Below are 17,730 nucleotides of genomic sequence, written 5' to 3' on the forward strand. Positions count from 1 at the left end.
TGCCGAGATTTCGTCATCGGAGCGGCGGCGCTGTAGACTAGGTAGCGCTGTCCCCGTTCAAGTCGCATCCATGATAACGCGCACCTTTGCCGCGAGCTCGTCGATCGTATACGGCTTCACGATAAGCTCAACGCCGGGATCGAGCACGCCGTTATGTACAATGGCGTTGCGGGTGTATCCTGTCGTGAACAGCACCTTCAGGTCCGGCCGGCGACGTTGCGCCTCTTCAGCCAGCTTGCGGCCATTCACGTCCGGCATGACGATATCGGTGAAGAGCAATGAGACTTCCGGATGAGCGTCAAGAACCGTGAGAGCAGCTTTGGCGCTATCCGCCTCGAGCACGCGGTAACCGAGATCCGTCAGCGCGTCCACGCTGAACTGACGTACGGAGGGCTCGTCTTCTACGACCAGAATTACCTCCTGATACTCTCCCGTGGGAAGAACTGAAGTGCTCTCCTCTTCTATTTCCTCCTCTTCGGTCGAGAAGTACCGTGGCAGATAGATCTTCACCGTCGTGCCTTGGTCAATTTCCGAGTACACTTTGATGTGCCCGCCTGATTGCTTCACGAAGCCGTAAACTTGGCTCAATCCCAACCCTGTGCCCTTGCCCGCCTCTTTGGTCGTGAAGAAGGGATCGAACACCTTCGCCGCGACTTCGGCCGTCATCCCCGTTCCGGTATCGGTTACGGCGATCATCACATATTGACCGGCAGGTACGCCGATATGAGCGGCGGCGTATCGTGTATCGAGAAAGCTGTTCAGGGTTTCGATCGTTAACCTTCCCCCTTCAGGCATGGCATCGCGCGCGTTTACGGCCAGGTTGAGCAGCGCGCTCTCAAGCTGATTGTGGTCGGCATGGATTTTCCATAAGCCTCCCGCGAGTACTGTCTCAAGACGCACCTCAGGACCCAGGGAACGGCGGAGCAGATCCGACATGTCTGCCACAAGTCTGTTTACGTCGATCTGCTCGGGCTTCAGAGGCTGCTGGCGAGCAAAGGCGAGGAGGCGCTGAGTCAATGTGGCTGCCCGTCTGGCGCCCTCCATCGCCGCGTCCACGTAGCGCCGGGCCCTCGGCTCCGCGCCGATTCGGCGTGTCAAAAGGTCGAGCGAGCCGATCACGACAGCAAGCATGTTGTTGAAATCGTGAGCAATCCCTCCGGTAAGCTGCCCTAGCGCCTCCATCTTCTGCGCCTGCCGCAATGCCTCTTCCGCTTCCTCGCGATCTGCAATAGCTTGCGCGACACGTTGTTCTAGGCTCTCGTTCAGTTGCCGCAGATCCTCTTCAGCGCGCTTGCGGGCCGTTACGTCCCGTGCCGTAATCGAGACGCTGACAATCCGGCCGTCTTCGTCGTGAACGGGTGCGAGACTGACCTCCCCGTGAACGCGCACCTCACCAGCCTCGATCCTTAGGGGAAGTTCGCACTGCCGAACGATTTCATCGCGCTTGGCGGCCTCGATCAGCCGCTCAATCTCGGCACTGTACTCGTTCGGGAACAACTCTGCAGCGGGAAGCCCCATCATTTCATCGGAGTAGACAGCAAACAGTTGCTTCGCCGCTTCATTCCAGGCGACAAGAGCGCCCAGACTGTCGACCGCCAGGAACGCATCTGGCGACTGGCTGAGAAGCGTTGCCAGGTATCGCTCCGACAGTGCCAGTTGCGACCTGCGCACGTCGCTCTCCGTGCGCTGCGCGCTGGATGTGAGCTGGAGGTTGATGCGCCCGAATAGGCTTGCTGTGTCCGCGCGTTCGCGCGATGTATTTACCGCCTCGTGAACAACCGAAGCCATCCGTTCATCGGTGGCATCGATGCTCACCGTCCAGGTGGCGCCGAGGTGGGGCACGAAAGGAAGGCTTTCGCGAAACCGGTCTACGCGGTCCGGCGGAAGAAGGAAGACAATTTGCGAGCGCGGGCTGAGTTGCCGGAGAAGGCGCGCGTTCTTCAGCGGGTTGGAGACCCCGGAACCTATCACTACCGCGTCTGGAGGCTTTGCCCTGACCTGCTCGACAAACGCGTCCTCCTCCGCGGCCTCTCCATCTACGGCCTCGATGCTGGAGTCGCCCGTATCCGTGGGCAAAGCTGCCCTGAGCCGGGCCGCTTCCGCCGGGTCGCCAACGAATAACACGTGAAAGCTGTGACCCACCCGCATTCCTCATGTTCCGAGCGGGGGGAGCCCCAGGAGAGACCGGCCGAGCCAGCTTTTCAGGAGCTGGCTTGTAGGCGCCATGATGTGTGATGCCTGGGCATCGCGAACCAACTGGCCGATTGCTCCGTCGCGGCCATACGCACGACCGCCACCGAGAATCATTGCCTGCTGAGTTACGGCTGTAACTGTTTCCGCAATATCCGCCTTTGCTGCGAAAAGCGCCAGAGACGTCTGCGGATCCCCCGCGTCGCCGATCGATGCTGCATGATGGATAAGTCGTCTGGAGCGTTCGATTTTCATCCACATCTCCGCGACCTGCTGGGAGATGACCGGAACCGTGCTCAAGCTTTCCCCCGTGTGGGCGTGGACGCGTTCTTTCAGGTGAGAGATCGTCTTATCCAGAGCTGCTTGCGCAATGCCAAGGTAGACAGCTGACATGCCTACGATGAAGAACGGGGCGACGACCTCGAAGACGTACCAGATCTCGTCGCCTTCCGACCCGAGCATGTCCTCCTTCGGGATCCGCACCTGCTCAAGGCGCACGCCGCGCGAACTGTTCCCACGCATGCCGAACCCTTGCCAATCCGGCAGCCATTGAAGACCGGGTTCTCGCCCTTCCACCACAAAGCAGGTGAAGGTTCCGGGGTCGAGCTCAGAGCCTGGCGGGACGGCTGACATCACGTATGAGTCGGCATGCCCGCCGCTCGTAACAAAGCTCTTCTCCCCCTCAAGGACGACCTCTTCGCCCTCGAAGGTAAACTGGGTGCGCGGAAGGAAGAAGAAGGCACCCGTACCCGGCTCGCTGAGAGCCAGCGAGGTGATGTGCTTTCCCTCCGCAATCGGGCGAAGGAAATGTTCCTCGTGATGAGGCGTCGCCTTGCTCGCCAACACCTTGGTGGCCACGCTATGCATTCCGAAGCACATGGCCGTGGAGCTACAACGCTTGCCGAGTTCCTCAGTGACCACTGCCAACGCCAAGAGCCCCTGGCCGTGCCCCCCGAGCCGTTCTGGGACATGCAGCGCCATGAGCCCGGCTTCGGCAAGTGTTCTTAGGCCGCGTTCGGGCCAATGGCCATCTCGATCGACTGCCTCGCGTTCCTTTGCGAGAACCTGCGCCGCCGTGTCGGCGGCGACTTGGCGCAGCCGTTCAATTCTGGACGGCAGCCGCTCCACTACAGATTCTCCAATAATTCCATGCAGAAATCCCCCGCAGCCATTTTTCTGCGACTCTAGTAATGACCTAGCTCGCGCTTAAACTAGCAAACGTAACAAGCCTTCTGAAGGTTCCGTATTCTCTTGTGAGAGTAGCCTTCTGGGGCTGCAGTGATCGGCGGTTAGAGAGCCTCAGAGATACCGCTTCGCCATGTCGCCCAATGGCACCGCTCGAATTTTTTCGGCCTGCCCTGCCGTCCCGAAACCCTCGAATTTTTCCACGCAGAGCTTGGTTACCGCTTCCCGGGCCAGCATCAGATATTTGCGCGGGTCGAACTCGGCCGGCGCCTCACCGAGGGTGCGCCGGACGGCGGCCGTGATGGCCAGGCGGATATCGGTGTCGACGTTGATCTTGCGCACGCCGTGTTGAATCCCGCGCTTGATCTCCTCCATCGGGACACCCCAGGTGGGTTTTATCTCACCACCATGAGCATTGATGATTTCGCAAAGATCCTGCGGGACGGAAGACGATCCGTGCATGACGAGATGCGTGTCGGGCAGCCGATTGTGAATCTCCTCGATCACGTTCATGGCAAGGACCTCGCCGTCAGGTTTGCGGCTGAATTTGTACGCACCGTGGCTCGTCCCCATGGCCACCGCCAGGGCATCGACACCTGTTTCGGCCACGAAGCGCTCCGCCTCATCAGGGTTTGTGAGGAGCTGGTCGTGGGAAAGCTTGCCGGTCGCGCCGTGGCCATCCTCCTGATCGCCCATGCCGGTTTCGAGTGATCCCAGGACACCCAATTCGCCCTCGACGGAAACGCCGGCCGCATGGGCCATTTCCACAACGCGAGATGTTATCTCCACGTTATAGGCGTAGTCGGCGGGCGTCTTTCCGTCCTCCGTGAGGGAGCCGTCCATCATGACAGACGTGAAGCCGTGCTGGATCGCCGTGACGCAGGTGGCCAGGTTGTTTCCATGGTCGAGATGCACGCAGACCGGAATATGCGGGTAGAGTTCGACCAATCCATCAATGAGCCGGGACAGCACAATGTCGTTGGCGTAGGTTCGCGCGCCACGGCTCATCTGCAGGATCACCGGAGCGCCGGCCTTGTCCGCGGCGGCCATAATGGCCAGTCCCTGTTCCATGTTACTAATGTTGAAGGCGGGCACGCCATAACCGTTTTCGGCGGCGTGATCGAGAAGTTGGCGCAGCGTGATACGTGCCATTTGTGATCAGTCTCCTTGGGAATCCAGATAGCTTTGAAGCGTAACCACCTCCGCTGCGGAGCCGAAGACCAGCGGAGTTTTTTCGTGAATCTCGGCGGGCGTGCGGTCGAGGATGGGCCCGTCTCCATCCGTTGCGGCGCCACCTGCCTGCTCCATCAGAAAAGCGATCGGGAAGGCCTCGTATAGAAGGCGCAGATGCCCTTTTTCGTACCCCGGGCGAGCATCGGCCGGATAGAGGAACACGCCGCCCTTCAGCAGAATTCGGTGAAGGTCGCCAACTGCGGCTGCGATCCAGCGCATATTGAAGTCCTGGCCGCGCGATCCCTTGCGACCGGCAAGGCAGTCATCGATATAGCGGCGCAGCCCGGCAGGAAAATGCCGGTGGTTCGAAGCGTTATAGGCGATCGTGCTGGTTCTTTCCGGAATGACGGCGGCACGGCCTGCCATTTTGAAGCTGCCGTCGCGGGGATCGAGCGTTGCAAGCATCACACCGTCACCAACGCTGAAGCCGAGATCGACGCTGTGCCCAAAGGAGACATAGCCAGCCGCAACGATTTCGCGGCCCGGCCGGAGAAACGTCTCCCCCTTCGGAAAAACGGCAAACAAAAGGCCAAGCGGCGCCCCAGTGCCAATGCTGCCCGATCCGTCGATCGGATCGATGGCCACATCCAACAAACCTGATCCGTTCAAGACGATCGGATCCCTGGCCTCCTCTGAAACCAGCCGGGCAACCCGCGCCCTGTCCAAAGCATCGAGAATGTGCGTGTGCGCGGCCAGATCCAACGCCTTCTGGACGTCGCCGCTCTCGTTCTCCGCTAGAGGTGCAGCCGGATCGCCCGGCAGCCGCGCCAACGCCAGACGCAGAGCAAGCGGAACGGCAGCCTCGGCGATACTAGAAATGACACCGGTGAGCGCACAGCGACCGTCATCCGCGCCCGCCCATTCCGACAGGAATTGAGATAGAGACGGCGCCTTAACGGGATGGTCACCGGCCAGTTCAAGAGCCGCAAGACCGGCCATCGGCATCAACCTTTCACCAGTGCGAATGCCCGGCTTACGACCGCGTCGACGGTTATCCCGAATTTTTCGTAGAGAATTCCGGCCGGCGCCGATGCACCAAAATCCTCCATCCCGATGACATCCGATTCAGAAGCCACATATCGGGTCCAGCCGAACTTGCTTGCCGCCTCGACGGCAACACGCGGAGCCGTGCCAAGGACACGCTCTCTGTACTCGGTGGACTGCGCTTCGAACAGTTCCCAGCATGGCATGGAAACGACTGCCGCTCGCACGCCCTGTTCGCGGAGATTGCGCGCGGCATCGACTGCAAGCGAAACCTCGGTCCCCGTCGCGAGAATGGTTATGTCACGCGGACCCTCTGGTTCCTGCAGGACATAGGCCCCGCGAGCCGAGAGGTTTTCTTCTCCGTCCTTACGCAGTTGCGGAACGCCCTGGCGCGAGAGGGCGAGGAGCGAAGGCGTCTTGCGACTGCGCACCGCGAGATCCCAGCACTCAAGCGTTTCCACCGCGTCGGCCGGCCGAAAGACATTCAGATTGGGCATGGCGCGCAGACTCGCCAGATGCTCGACCGGCTGGTGCGTCGGACCGTCCTCACCCAGTCCGATGCTGTCGTGAGTCATGACGTAGATGGTCCCGATCTTCATCAGGGCGGAAAGCCGTATGCCATTGCGCGCATAGTCGGAGAAAACGAGGAACGTCCCGCCATAGGGAATGATGCCGCCGTGAACGCTCATGCCGTTCATGACCGCGGCCATTCCGAACTCCCGAACACCGTAGGAGATGTAGCGCCCTTCCGGGGTATCGGGCTGGAAGTCGGTTTTCATCGCCGCGACGCGCGTAAGGTTCGATCCGGTGAGATCGGCCGACCCGCCGATCATTTCGGGGCAGACTTCCGTCAGCGTTTCCAGCGCCATCTGGCTGGCTTTTCTCGTGGCCACCTTTTGTGGCTCGGCAAAGAGCCTGGCCTTCGCTCCGGCGACAGCCGTATCGAGCTCGGCTGGCACTTCACCCTTTTGCCGGCGTTCGAATTCGCTGCGACGATCGGGGTTGAGAGCGGCAACGCGCCCTTCCCAGGCTTCCCGCGCGGACGCACCGCGCCTTCCGGCTTCCCGCCAGGTGGAAAGCAGATCCTCGGTGATTTCGAAGTCATTAGCAGACAGGCCCAGCGCCTCGCGCGCCAAAACGCGCTCATCCGCACCCAGCGGCGCGCCGTGCACCGAAGCTTCGCCTGCCTTGTTTGGCGCACCCAGACCAATTACCGTTTTCAAGGCAATCAGCGTCGGTCGGGATGTGTCGGCCTTTGCCGTTTCGATTGCGCGATCAATCTCCTCAACGTCGTGACCGTCACACGCCAACATCTGCCAACCCGCTGCTTCGAAGCGACCATGCGTGTCTTCCGTGAAGGCTTTGGCCGTATCACCGTCGATCGATATCCCGTTGTCATCATACATGACGATCAGCTTTCCGAGCCTGTGGTGCCCCGCGAGGCTAATCGCCTCCTGGCTGATGCCCTCCATGAGGCATCCATCACCGCAAAAGACCCAGGTGCGATGATCGACGATTTCATCACCGAACTGCGATGCAAGCGAGCGTTCGGCCATTGCCATGCCGACCGCGCCGGCTAGGCCCTGCCCCAGCGGTCCCGTTGTGATGTCCACGCCGGTGGCGTGACCGTATTCAGGATGTCCGGCCGTCTTTGAACCCCATTGGCGGAACGCCTCGAGTTCCCCGAGCGGCATATCTTCGAACCCGGTCAGATAAAGCAGACTGTAAAGCAGCATCGAGCCATGACCGTTCGAGAGCACGAAGCGGTCGCGGTCCGGCCAATCGGGCCGAGAGGCATCGAACTTCAAGTGCCTGGTCCAAAGAACGGTCGCGGCTTCGGCCAGCCCCATCGGAGCGCCGGGATGACCGGACTGGGCCGCTTCAACGGCATCGATCGACAGAGCGCGTATGCAATTGGCAAGCGCGAATTGCCCGGCGTTGCTGCTGGCCCGAGCGAGCGCGCGGCTATGTTCGGTCATTATCTATCTCCCCAAACAATTTGTGCCAATGTTAAGGAGTTATGATAAAAACCACAATATCAAATCGCAAAATCACACGCGATATGTTGCATCTCACGTTCTCAGTGTTATATCTTATGTACCGGAATGCGGAAAGGCGCTGCGAGTGAAACCGGAAGATCGTCGGCACGATATCGTGGAAATGCTGGTCGAGGTGGGGTCTGCCTCTCTGGAGGAGTTGTCCCAGCGCTTTGGTGTTTCCAAGATGACGATCCATCGGGACCTCGACGAGCTCGAGCAGGAGGGGCTTCTGCGCAAGATGCGCGGCGGCGCGACCATCGAAGCGAGCGGACAGTTCGAAAGCGATTTCCGTTACCGCGCCCGTATGGCGGCAGAAGAAAAGAGGCGGATTGCATATCGGGCGGCGCAGTTTCTTGAGCCGGGCATGAGCGTGATGGTCGATGATGGCTCGACTTCGCAAAACCTCGTGCCCTTTCTCGTCGAAAAGCGCCCTCTTTCGGTCATCACCAACAACCTTGCGGTCATCGGCGGGCTATCCGGCGTTTCGGGAATAGAGTTAATCACGCTCGGCGGCACATATTCCCGCAAGTTCAACGGCTTTTTCGGTGTACTGACCCTTTCGGCGCTGGAAAACCTGCGCGCGGATGTCGTGCTCCTGTCGAGCTCCGCCATCGACGGCCGGACAGCATTTCACCAGGACCAGGAAGTGCTCGAGGTAAAACGCAGGATGATCGCCTCCTCGGCGCGCCGTTATCTCATGGTCGATCATGAAAAGTTCGGGCGCACCGCGCTTCACCTGATGTCCAACCTGGATGTCTTCGACGGCGTCGTGACGACGCGGGCTCTGCCCGAAGCAAAAGCTCGGGCGCTCATGGACCAGGGTATCAAACTTTATTTCGCGGAAGAGGAGTAAGCATGTCGGAGTCGCCTCAGGCTTGGATCGGCACAAGCTGGAAAATGACAAAAACCCTGCACGCGGCGATGGCATTTGCCGAAAGCGTACGCCGAGTCGCACGCGATCCGCGCATACAGCGTTTTGTAATTCCGCCTTTCACTGCCGTACGTGAAGTTAAAGCAGCTCTTGCCGAAACCGACTTCAAGGTCGGCGCTCAGAATATGCATTGGGCCGAGTCCGGCGCCTGGACGGGTGAAATATCGGCCGGGATGCTGACGGATTGCGGCCTGGACATGGTGGAACTCGGGCACTCGGAGCGGCGAGCACATTTCGGCGAAACGAATGAGACTGTGGGTCTTAAAACCGAGGCCGCGGTGAAGCACGGGCTCATCCCCCTCGTTTGCATCGGCGAAACGGCCGAAGACAAGGAGGCCGGTCGGGCGGATACGGTTTTGAAAGCCCAGATCGAAGCAGCGCTGGGCCGGCTCGATGACGAACAGAAGGCCAAACCCGTTTTGCTGGCTTATGAGCCGGTCTGGGCGATTGGCGAGCACGGAACGCCGGCCTCGCCCGATTACGCAGACGAGCGGCATGCGCTCATCATCGAGGTAGCGGAAACCGTCATGGGGAGACCTCTGCCGTGTCTCTATGGCGGCGGGGTAAACCTCGAAAACTGCAGTGAGCTCATCACTCAGAAACACATCGACGGGCTTTTCATCGGGCGCTCCGCCTGGACCGCCGAGGGTTACCTCGCGATTCTGGAACGTTGCGCCCGGATTATCTAAGAAGGACATGACCATGAAGATTGCAATCGCAGGAGACAGCGCGGGCGCTCCGCTCGCCAAGACCATTGCCGATCACCTGTCCAACAAGGACACGTATGAGGTTTTCGAAGTAAGCAACCCGCCTTCGGACGAGAAGGAGTATTACGCCAACCTTTCGGATCGTGTCTGTCAGGGCGTTCTGGACGGCACGTATGATCGGGCTATCCTGTGCTGCGGAACCGGTATCGGGGTTTGCCTGTCGGCCAACAAAGTGCCAGGCATCCGGGCGGCACAAACTCACGACACCTACTCGGCGGAGCGGGCGGCGCTTTCAAACAACGCACAGGTCATCACCATGGGCTCCCGCGTCATCGGCCCGGAACTCGCCAAGTCCATCGCCGATGCCTATCTCGCCTGCACATACGATCCAAACGGTCGCTCTGCCGATAACGTGAAGGCAATCGACGCGCTCGACGCGAAGTATAACCAACGCGCCTGAACGGATGTGGAGTGACGGCAAACGCGGCGCGGTCTCACGGCCGCGCCTTTTTTTCATTTATAGCGGCGAGAGATTGCGCGTACGCAGCGTATCAAGCGTTTCCTCCAACTCCGCTCGCCGGCGTGGCTCCGACCAACCGAGGACGAGCCCTGCAATCTGTGAAATGCTTTCCAGGTCACGCGTTGTAAGCCGCCCCGTTACCGCGAGTGTCGTGCGGCGAAAGACAATGTCGGCGAGATGGACAACCGCCTCGTTCTGCGCGATCCAGGCTATCTCGGAGTGGCTTACATCGGGCGTATCCTCCAGGAATCTCAGCGCTGGAGCAGCCGCCTCTTCCCGAAGAATCTGCGCGGCAGTGGTGCCGTAGCGTTGGAGCAGCGTTTCGACACGTTCTTCCGATACCCCGATTTTACCGGCAAGCGTGGCCACCAGATGCCGGCGATCCACCTCCGACATGGGATATTCACGCCCGCCACCGATGGGAAGCTCACGGGTGGAGATCCGGCGTTTGCGGCCGAGACGCTCCAGAACCGAATCCGCCACTTCCTCGGCAAATCCGCGAAACGTCGTCCATTTGCCGCCGACCAGTGAGAAAACCGGAAAGGAGCGGTCGCGTTCCGGTTCCGCAACGGGCGCGGAATGATCGCGGCTGATCAGCCCCGGTGCCGCGCTGTCCGAAGCCGGCAGCGGACGTATCCCGCTATAGGCGTACACGATCTGGGAGCGCTCGAAGGTCAGGCCGGGCAGCAGTCCGCGCAAACTTTCGAGGAAGTACTCAACCTCGTCATCCTCACACCGGACATTGTCAGGATCGTCGGCGGGAATATCGGTCGAGCCGACCAGAACGCGGCCAAGATATTCGTAAACCAGACAAATACGGCCATCATCCGCCTCGAAGTAGATCATGCGGCCGGCGAGCTGGCGCACGAGCGCATCGTGATCCAGAATGATGTGAGATCCCTTGGTCCCGCCGATAAGCTTGCCGGAGATGCCGAGAAGGCGATTGACCCGATCAATCCATGGTCCTGCCGCGTTGGCGACCAATCTCGCCCTGACGGATCGGGTTACTTTATCCGGTCCCGCAAACGCCAGCACTCCGTCCTTCTGCCCCTGAAGGCTTGTGGCATTCCAGGCTTCCGACTGCGGGTTCGCCGCAAGGCCGTCGCGGATCAGCTCCCAAACCAGGCGCTCCGGTGCGATCACCTTTGCGTCGTAATAGTTGCCGGCGGCCACGATGCGCGGCGTCAAGGCAGGCAGTTTCTTCAGCGCGTCCACCCGCCTCCAGAGACGGTGGCGCGGCATCATCTTGCCTCGGCTGCCGTAGAAATCATAAAGCGCAAGCCCGACTTTTACGAGTGCAACACCCCGGCTGCGCGGCGCGGTCTTCGACCCGAAGAATGTGCGCAACGCAGCGCCTATTCCCTTCGTCCAGGAGAAGATGGGGATGACCGTTGGCAGCGGCCGAACCAGATGCGGGGCGTTGCGGAGCAGTAGATTGCGCTCGAGTGTCGATTGGGCCACCAGACCGAACTCGCCTGTTTCCAGGTATTTGAGGCCGCCATGAATGAGGCGCGAGGGCGCAGCGCTCGTCCCGGAACCGAAATCATTTTTGTCAACCAGCAGGCAATTGATGCCCTGTTCGCAGAGATCGCGAAACAGCCCGGCACCATTGATGCCGCCCCCGAGAATGACGACGTCGAACGACCGGATATCGGAATTGCTCATTGTGCGAGTGTCTCCGATCCAAGCGACTCAAGCTTTTTCCAGATCGGCCGAAGAGCGTCGACCGCTTCGAGATAGACACGATAACGGCGATCGTATTCCGCATTGCGGTCCATGTCGGGCTCGTAACATTGCGTCAGCGCATCGATATCGCGCGGATCGTCAAAGGGCGTTTCGAACATACCCACAGCCGCACCTGCGCAGAGAGCAGCGCCCCATGCGGCCGCCTCCCCCGTTTCACTCGTGGAAACAGGCATTCCGAGCACGTCAGCCATCATCTGCGCGAAATCCGGATTGCGCGACACCCCGCCGGTCAAGCGCGCAGCATGGAACTGAAAGCCTTCCCCCAACGCGTCCACGTGGTAACGGTGATTGAAGGCAATCCCTTCCAGAACCGCACGCAGCAGCTCGCCACGGTCTTGCCAGGCGTGCAGACCGAGGAAAGCAGCGCTGGCACCGGTTGCGTGCGGCGAGCCGAAAAGGAACGGGTGAAACAGCACGGTTGAATGCCGCTTCATGGCCTCACGAATTTCCGGTCCGATTCTTTCATGTATGGAAGCCTCTTCGCTCTCTGCCTCGCCACGGCAGAGCGTCTCCAGAAACCAATCGTAATTTGTGGTCGAGGCCGGAGAGATCGACATGCTGTTCCAGGTGCCGGGCAGAATGCCGCTGCGGCAGAACCAGCGCGGATCGGTGTTGGGGCTATCCGACACGATCTCATTGATCGAGTAGGTCCCTGCCACCAAATCCACCACTCCCGCGCGATGGCCGCCGATACCGAGTGCGGAAGCGGTAACATCGTGCAGCCCTGCCGCCACGGGCGTGCCTGATTCGAGCCCAGTCTGTTTTGCCACAGCTTCCGTCACGTGGCCGATGATGGACGCCGGCGGCTCAATGGAAGGCAGAGTCTGCGATAAAGCGCCAAGACCGAACAGCTCCAATGAATCGCTTGTATATTCCTGCGTTCTCAAATCCGTGAAGGCCGTGCTGCCTTCGGTGCGATCCGTACCGACGGTGCCAGTGAGACAAAAACGCAGCCAATCTTTGCAGGCCAGGATATGAGCGATCCGCTCGAAGCGAACCGGTTCCTCCCGGGCAATCCAGGCCAGCAAGGCTGAAGGCGCGGCAGCATGGGGCGTCTGGCCGGTCAGCGCGAGCGCACGCTCAAACAGGTCCGTCCGCGACCATTCGGAAACGATGCCTTCGGCGCGGCTGTCGAGAGACAGAATTCCCGGTCCTAATGGTCTGCGTTCCGCATCGAGCAGATAAATGCCGTCCCCGTGCGCGGTCGCGGCAATAGCGGCAATGTCGCTCGGCGGACGTCCGCTTCTCTCGATCACTTCAGCAATCGCCTCGGCCGTTGCCGCCCAGAGGTTATCCATGTCACGCTCGACATGCCGTGGCCGAGGAATGTCCTGCGGCACCCGTCGCCGGGCAACGGCGATCTCGGTGCCATCGGTATCGAAAAGCACAGCTTTCGTGACCGTGAGTCCGCTATCTAATCCAAGCAGGCTGGGCATGCCCTGCTCCTTCGTCAGATCGTTTCGGAATGACAGCCCGGCTCACCACCGCGCTGCGCGTGCGGAAGGTCGTTACTGAGTGACTGAGGCGACGATGACGTTGACACCTTTTGCGCGCATCCGGTCGAGATGTCGCTCCGGCGTCCTGTCATCCACGATCACCGCATCGAACTCATCCAGAGAAGCCATGCCGTAAAGCGCACGCCGCTCGAATTTAGAATGGTCGGCGAGAAGAATGCGCTTGGCAGAAGAATCGAACATCGCGCGTTTGGTATCGACCATTTCGGGGGACTGATGAAAAACGATATCGTCTGTGATTGCAGCCATGGAGAGGAAGAGTGTGTCGGCCCGTAGCTGCGAAATCTCGTTCGTAGTCATGCGACCAATGAAAGCATTGCACCAATTGTGGAATTGGCCTCCGAGGCCGAGGAGCGAAAGATCGCGCGTCCCCTTGAGTTCATTCATGAGCGTGAGCGAGTTTGTGATCACCGTTAGGGGAGTTTTTTCCGGGATTAGGCTGGCGATCTGGAGGACCGAGGTCGAATCGTCCATGAAAATCGCCTGGCCGGACTCGACAAATTCGAATGCCGCCGCCGCCATAGCGGCCTTTTCCGCGGATTGACGCACAGAACGATAAACGTCGCTAGCCTCGATGAGACTTGTTGGAGCCGCTGATACCAGGCCCCGCATTTTCCGTAGCAAACCGCGATCAACAAGGTCGTCCAGATCCCTATGCGCGGTCATCAGGCTAATGCCAAAACGCTCCGTCAGATCCTCGATGCGCATAGATCCCTCGGCCATGACTGTCTCGGCGATCGTCTGTCGGCGAGCCAACTGACGCGCCTGCCGGGAATCGCTCGGCACCTCCTCGGCCATAAGCCGGTTCATTGCGGGGAGTGCACTATTCTCGTTCATCAGACACAACCGCGATGAGAAAAGATTCGCACGGTAGCAGCGATGTACCCCGCCTGAATGGAACAGTAAACTGCCACATACGAGCCGTTGTCTTGACTGCCCCGGCAGGTAGCGGAACTTGCCGGGGCAGCGGTGCAATCGCTTGCGAAAGCCCGCGCTTAGTTGCTCATGCTTGCCAGCGTGAACGGCGCGACGTACTGATCGACGTTATCCGGCGTGATGAGCACGCAGTCGAAAAGCTGTTTCTCTTGCTCGACCTGGGGCTCGCCATTCTTGATGTAATAGTCGGCCTGCCGAACCGCTTCCTCGGCGAAGACGGCAACCGGCTGAAGAACCGAATATGCCATTTCGCCGGCCTTGATGGCCTCTACGGCATCGGGCGATCCGTCGAAGCCGCCGACAACAACATTGTCGAGCATGTCCGCCTCTTTCAACGCGGCAATCGCACCCAGGGCCATCTCGTCATTGCCGCTGATAACGGCATCAATCTCAGGATTCGCCTGGATGATCGATTGCATTTTGTTGTTGCCCTGAGTGCGGTCCCAGTTGGCCACTTCCTCGGCAACCTTCTCAAGGCCCGGATACTGGCTGAGAACGGTTTCGTAGCCGTTCGAGCGCGTCGCCGCATTGTTGTCGGCAGGGTTGCCGAAGAACTCGACGTATTTAGCCTCGTCGCCGACAACCTCGACCCACTGCTGAGCGCCGAGCGCCGCGCCCTGTGCGTTGTTCGAAACGAGCTGTGCAACGGCCAGCCCACTCTGATTGATCTCAGCGTTCACGAGGAAAACCGGGATGTCCGCCTCAACAGCTTTGCGAACTGCACCGACCGATCCGTCGGCATTGGCCGGGTCCAGAATGATGGCCTTCGCCTGATTGGTGATGGCGGTGTCGATCAACTGGCTCTCGGTGTTAGTGTCACCCTTGTGAGCGCTTACATTCGCTTCATAGCCGAGTTCCTCGGCCGTCTTCCTGGCGACTTCACCCTCTGTGTACCAGTAGGGATTGGACGGATCGGTGACGATGATTGAAATCAGCCCCTGATCCTGCGCCCAAGCGCTTCCGGAGAAAAATGGGGTCGCTGCGAGGACGGCCCCGAACAACAAAGTAGCTCTTCTGGTAAGCATGGTTGGTCTCACTCCCTTTGGTTGAAAAAGCCGGCTATCCGGCGGACTTCCGCAATCGGATCACTCGGAAGCTGTCCCTTTTTGCGGAGAACTCAGTTTGGCGGGGCCTTTACGGCGTCCGCCTCGGTACTGAATGGAGTTGAGCAGAACCGCCAGCACTATGACTGCGCCGGTGAAAACCGTCTGCCAGTACGAAGACACCCCGATGATGACGAGGCCGTCAGACAGAAAGCCGATCACGAATGCGCCTAGAAGGGTGCCGCGTACCGTGCCCCGGCCGCCCGTCAACGCTGCGCCGCCGATCACCACGGCTGCGATGGCAGTTAGCTCGTATGTTTCGCCCGCAGTCGGACCGGCGGAAGTCAACTGGGAGCTCAGGACGAGACCCGCAATGGCCGAACAAATGCCGGATAGAATGTAGACGGTGACTTTCACGCGCTTAACCTGAACGCCGGAGAGCTCAGCCGCGCGCTCGTTACCCCCCGTAGAATAAATCCAGCGGCCCAGGGCGCTGCGGTTGAGCATGAGGCTGCAAGCGATTGCCACGAGAGCCAGGACGATCACTCCGATGGGTACGCCGAGAAGACGATTGAATCCGAGCCATTCAAATCCTGTATTGCCGAGCTCCGGGCTCCCATCCAGATTGTTGTAGGTCAGCCCGTTGGTCATCAGCAGCGCGACGCCGCGCGCCACATAGAGAAGGCCAAGAGTGGCGACGAAGGCGGGCACCTTGAAAAAGGCCACCAAAACGCCGTTTATCAATCCAACGAACGCTCCAACCCCGCAGGTCAGGATCACCACGACCCAGACTGGCGGATAGAGAACGACGCCGAACATTTCCAAAGACACACCCTGCATCAGGAATCCGGCAACAACACCGGAAAGCGCCAGGGTCGAGCCGACCGACAGATCGATTCCGCCTGTGAGGATAACGAGCATCATGCCAAGCGCCAGCAGGCCGAATATGGCCACGTGCGAGGACATGATGAGAAAATTGTTGAGCGAGAAGTAGACCGGCGAAAGCAAAGAAAACGCGATTATTATCGCGATCAGCGCAAAGAAAGCCCGCCCCTCCAGAAGCAGTTTCACCAGGTCGAAATCAGCGCTCGCGACGTCGCCTTGAGCCTGGTTCGGAGCTGTTGTTGTGTCGCTCATAGGGTGACTCCGGTAGATGGTCTTATGGCGCTTACGGCCTCGCCCGAAGCTGCCATGATTTCTTCTTTGGTCACGTCGTTGGAAAATTCCGCCGATATTCGACCACGCCGCATGACAATGATCCGGTGAGCGACGCTGAAACATTCGCCCACCTCCGAGGTGGAAAAGACAACGGCCAACCCCTTTCGCGCGCCTTCCGCGAGCAAACGAAAAACTTCGGCTTTCGCGCCGATATCGATCCCGCGGCTCGGCTCGTCGAGCAGAACGACTTTCGGATCCGTGGCGAGCATCTTGCCGATTACGACCTTCTGCTGATTGCCGCCCGACAGCGATCCGATCTCGGCATCACTGCCGGAAGTCTTGATCGTCACGTTCTTGATGGCGCCTTCGATGATATTCCGTTCGCGACGGCGCGATATGATCGATGCGCGGGTGAAAGCCTGGATATTGGCCAGCGAAAGGTTCTTGCCGACTGACATCGTCTGTACCAGCCCGTCCCTTTGCCGGTCCTCGGGAACGAGCACCAGTCCTTCTTCGATCCGTTCGGCGATCGAGAGGGAAGAAACCTCCTGACCCAGGAGGTTCACCGAACCGGATGCATTGGGCAGACGTCCCGCGATGCATTCCAGCATCTCGGTGCGCCCGGCGCCCATCAGGCCGTAGATGCACACGATTTCGCCCGCGCGGACTTCCAGAGAGACACCATCAACGACGTTGCGATCCTTCCTGACCATGTCGGGAACCGTGAGATCACGGACCGAGAGCGCCGTATCGCCCATCGCGTACCCTTCGGGCGGTGATCCCAGATCGAAATTCTCGCCGACCATATTCTGGACGATCCATTCCAGGCTGATGTCGCCGCGCGGTGCGCTTGCCGTCACTTCGCCGTCGCGCAGGACCACCGCGTGATCGGTGATCTGCAAAGCCTCTTCGAGATGGTGCGAGATATAGACGATGGAAACGCCGCGGTTCTTCAGATCCCGTACGACCTTGAAAAGCACCTCGACCTCGGATGCGCTCAGCGCCGAAGTGGGCTCGTCCATAATGAGAATGCGTGAATCGACTGAGAGCGCGCGGGCGATCTCGACCAGTTGCTGCTGGCCAAGTCGGAGGTCCTCCACCAGGGTCAGTGGATCAATATCCTCCTCCAACTCGCGCATCAGCGCTCTGGACTGCTTTTCTTCCTCTGCGTAGTCGACACCGCCTGCCCCGATGATTTCGCGGCCCATGAAGATGTTGTCGCGCACGTTCATGTTGGGGGCGAGACTGAGTTCCTGGTGGATGATCGACACGCCGAGATCGCGCGCGTCCGAAGCCGAGTGGAAAGCAACCGGGTTTCCATCCAGCACGATCTGGCCTGAGCTCGGCTGCATGACCCCGGACAGGACCTTCATCAAGGTGGACTTTCCGGCGCCGTTCTCGCCGAACAGCGTAGTGACCTGACCATGGTGAACGTCGAAGTTCACCCCCTTCAACGCATGCACATTGCCGAACGATTTGGCGATGTTGCGCGCCGAAAGCACGATCGAGGACGACTGCTCGGAAGCGATTTGCATCTCGTGCAG

Annotated in this window: 14 protein-coding genes; 3 read left to right on the forward strand and 11 right to left on the reverse strand. The window is 59.9% G+C overall.

The annotated features are described in order from the left end of the window. Positions 1–57: 57 nt before the first annotated feature. The 5 genes from LY631_RS08230 to tkt all read right to left on the reverse strand — a co-directional run bounded on the left by LY631_RS08230 (position 58) and on the right by tkt (position 7,571). On the reverse strand, positions 58–2,148 hold the full coding sequence (locus LY631_RS08230) for a hybrid sensor histidine kinase/response regulator (RefSeq protein WP_274424740.1): 2,091 nt from the start codon (positions 2,146–2,148) through the stop codon (positions 58–60). A gap of 3 nt (positions 2,149–2,151) precedes the next feature. Then, positions 2,152–3,318, reverse strand: coding sequence for an acyl-CoA dehydrogenase family protein (locus LY631_RS08235; RefSeq protein WP_274424741.1), 1,167 nt, complete (start codon positions 3,316–3,318; stop codon positions 2,152–2,154). A gap of 171 nt (positions 3,319–3,489) precedes the next feature. Next, complete coding sequence (fba, locus tag LY631_RS08240) at positions 3,490–4,527, reverse strand: class II fructose-bisphosphate aldolase (RefSeq protein ID WP_274424742.1); 1,038 nt, start codon at positions 4,525–4,527, stop codon at positions 3,490–3,492. A 6-nt stretch (positions 4,528–4,533) separates the two neighbouring features. Then, a complete protein-coding gene (locus LY631_RS08245) occupies positions 4,534–5,553 on the reverse strand; it encodes a class 1 fructose-bisphosphatase (protein ID WP_274424743.1) in 1,020 nt (339 codons plus the stop codon). After that, on the reverse strand, positions 5,553–7,571 hold the full coding sequence (gene tkt / locus LY631_RS08250; protein WP_274424745.1) for a transketolase: 2,019 nt from the start codon (positions 7,569–7,571) through the stop codon (positions 5,553–5,555). Before tkt ends, LY631_RS08245 begins: the two co-directional genes overlap by 1 nt. Positions 7,572–7,716: 145 nt before the next feature. Here tkt and LY631_RS08255 point away from each other — a divergent pair, with 145 nt between their 5' ends. Genes LY631_RS08255 through derI form a run of 3 tightly spaced genes read left to right on the forward strand, consistent with a single transcriptional unit; the run spans position 7,717 to position 9,729 of the window. Beyond that, positions 7,717–8,484: a DeoR/GlpR family DNA-binding transcription regulator gene (locus LY631_RS08255; RefSeq protein WP_274424746.1), complete on the forward strand. Its 768-nt coding sequence runs from the start codon at positions 7,717–7,719 to the stop codon at positions 8,482–8,484. 2 nt (positions 8,485–8,486) lie between these two features. Beyond that, on the forward strand, positions 8,487–9,251 hold the full coding sequence (locus LY631_RS08260; RefSeq protein ID WP_274424747.1) for a triose-phosphate isomerase: 765 nt from the start codon (positions 8,487–8,489) through the stop codon (positions 9,249–9,251). 13 nt (positions 9,252–9,264) lie between these two features. Continuing rightward, complete coding sequence (gene derI / locus LY631_RS08265; protein WP_274424748.1) at positions 9,265–9,729, forward strand: D-erythrulose-4-phosphate isomerase; 465 nt, start codon at positions 9,265–9,267, stop codon at positions 9,727–9,729. Between the two features lie 57 nt (positions 9,730–9,786). On the opposite strand, the gene LY631_RS08270 is transcribed toward derI, so the two are convergent. From LY631_RS08270 to LY631_RS08295, 6 genes are all read right to left on the reverse strand, one after another. Continuing rightward, entirely contained in the window at positions 9,787–11,454 is a 1,668-nt protein-coding gene (locus LY631_RS08270) for a glycerol-3-phosphate dehydrogenase/oxidase (protein ID WP_274424749.1), read from the reverse strand. Further along, positions 11,451–12,971, reverse strand: a complete 1,521-nt coding sequence (locus LY631_RS08275) for an FGGY-family carbohydrate kinase (RefSeq protein ID WP_274424751.1) — start codon at positions 12,969–12,971, stop codon at positions 11,451–11,453. Before LY631_RS08275 ends, LY631_RS08270 begins: the two co-directional genes overlap by 4 nt. A 72-nt stretch (positions 12,972–13,043) precedes the next feature. Beyond that, complete coding sequence (locus tag LY631_RS08280; protein ID WP_274424752.1) at positions 13,044–13,886, reverse strand: DeoR/GlpR family DNA-binding transcription regulator; 843 nt, start codon at positions 13,884–13,886, stop codon at positions 13,044–13,046. Between the two features lie 158 nt (positions 13,887–14,044). Then, positions 14,045–15,010, reverse strand: a complete 966-nt coding sequence (locus LY631_RS08285) for a D-ribose ABC transporter substrate-binding protein (protein WP_274424753.1) — start codon at positions 15,008–15,010, stop codon at positions 14,045–14,047. Positions 15,011–15,070: 60 nt separating this feature from the next. Further along, positions 15,071–16,165, reverse strand: a complete 1,095-nt coding sequence (locus tag LY631_RS08290) for an ABC transporter permease (protein ID WP_274424754.1) — start codon at positions 16,163–16,165, stop codon at positions 15,071–15,073. Continuing rightward, positions 16,162–17,730 (reverse strand): sugar ABC transporter ATP-binding protein, encoded by a 1,569-nt coding sequence (locus LY631_RS08295; RefSeq protein ID WP_445082863.1) that lies wholly within the window; start codon positions 17,728–17,730, stop codon positions 16,162–16,164. Before LY631_RS08295 ends, LY631_RS08290 begins: the two co-directional genes overlap by 4 nt.

It is taken from the genome of Chelativorans sp. YIM 93263, from assembly GCF_028767125.1.
GTDB lineage: Bacteria > Pseudomonadota > Alphaproteobacteria > Rhizobiales > Rhizobiaceae > Chelativorans.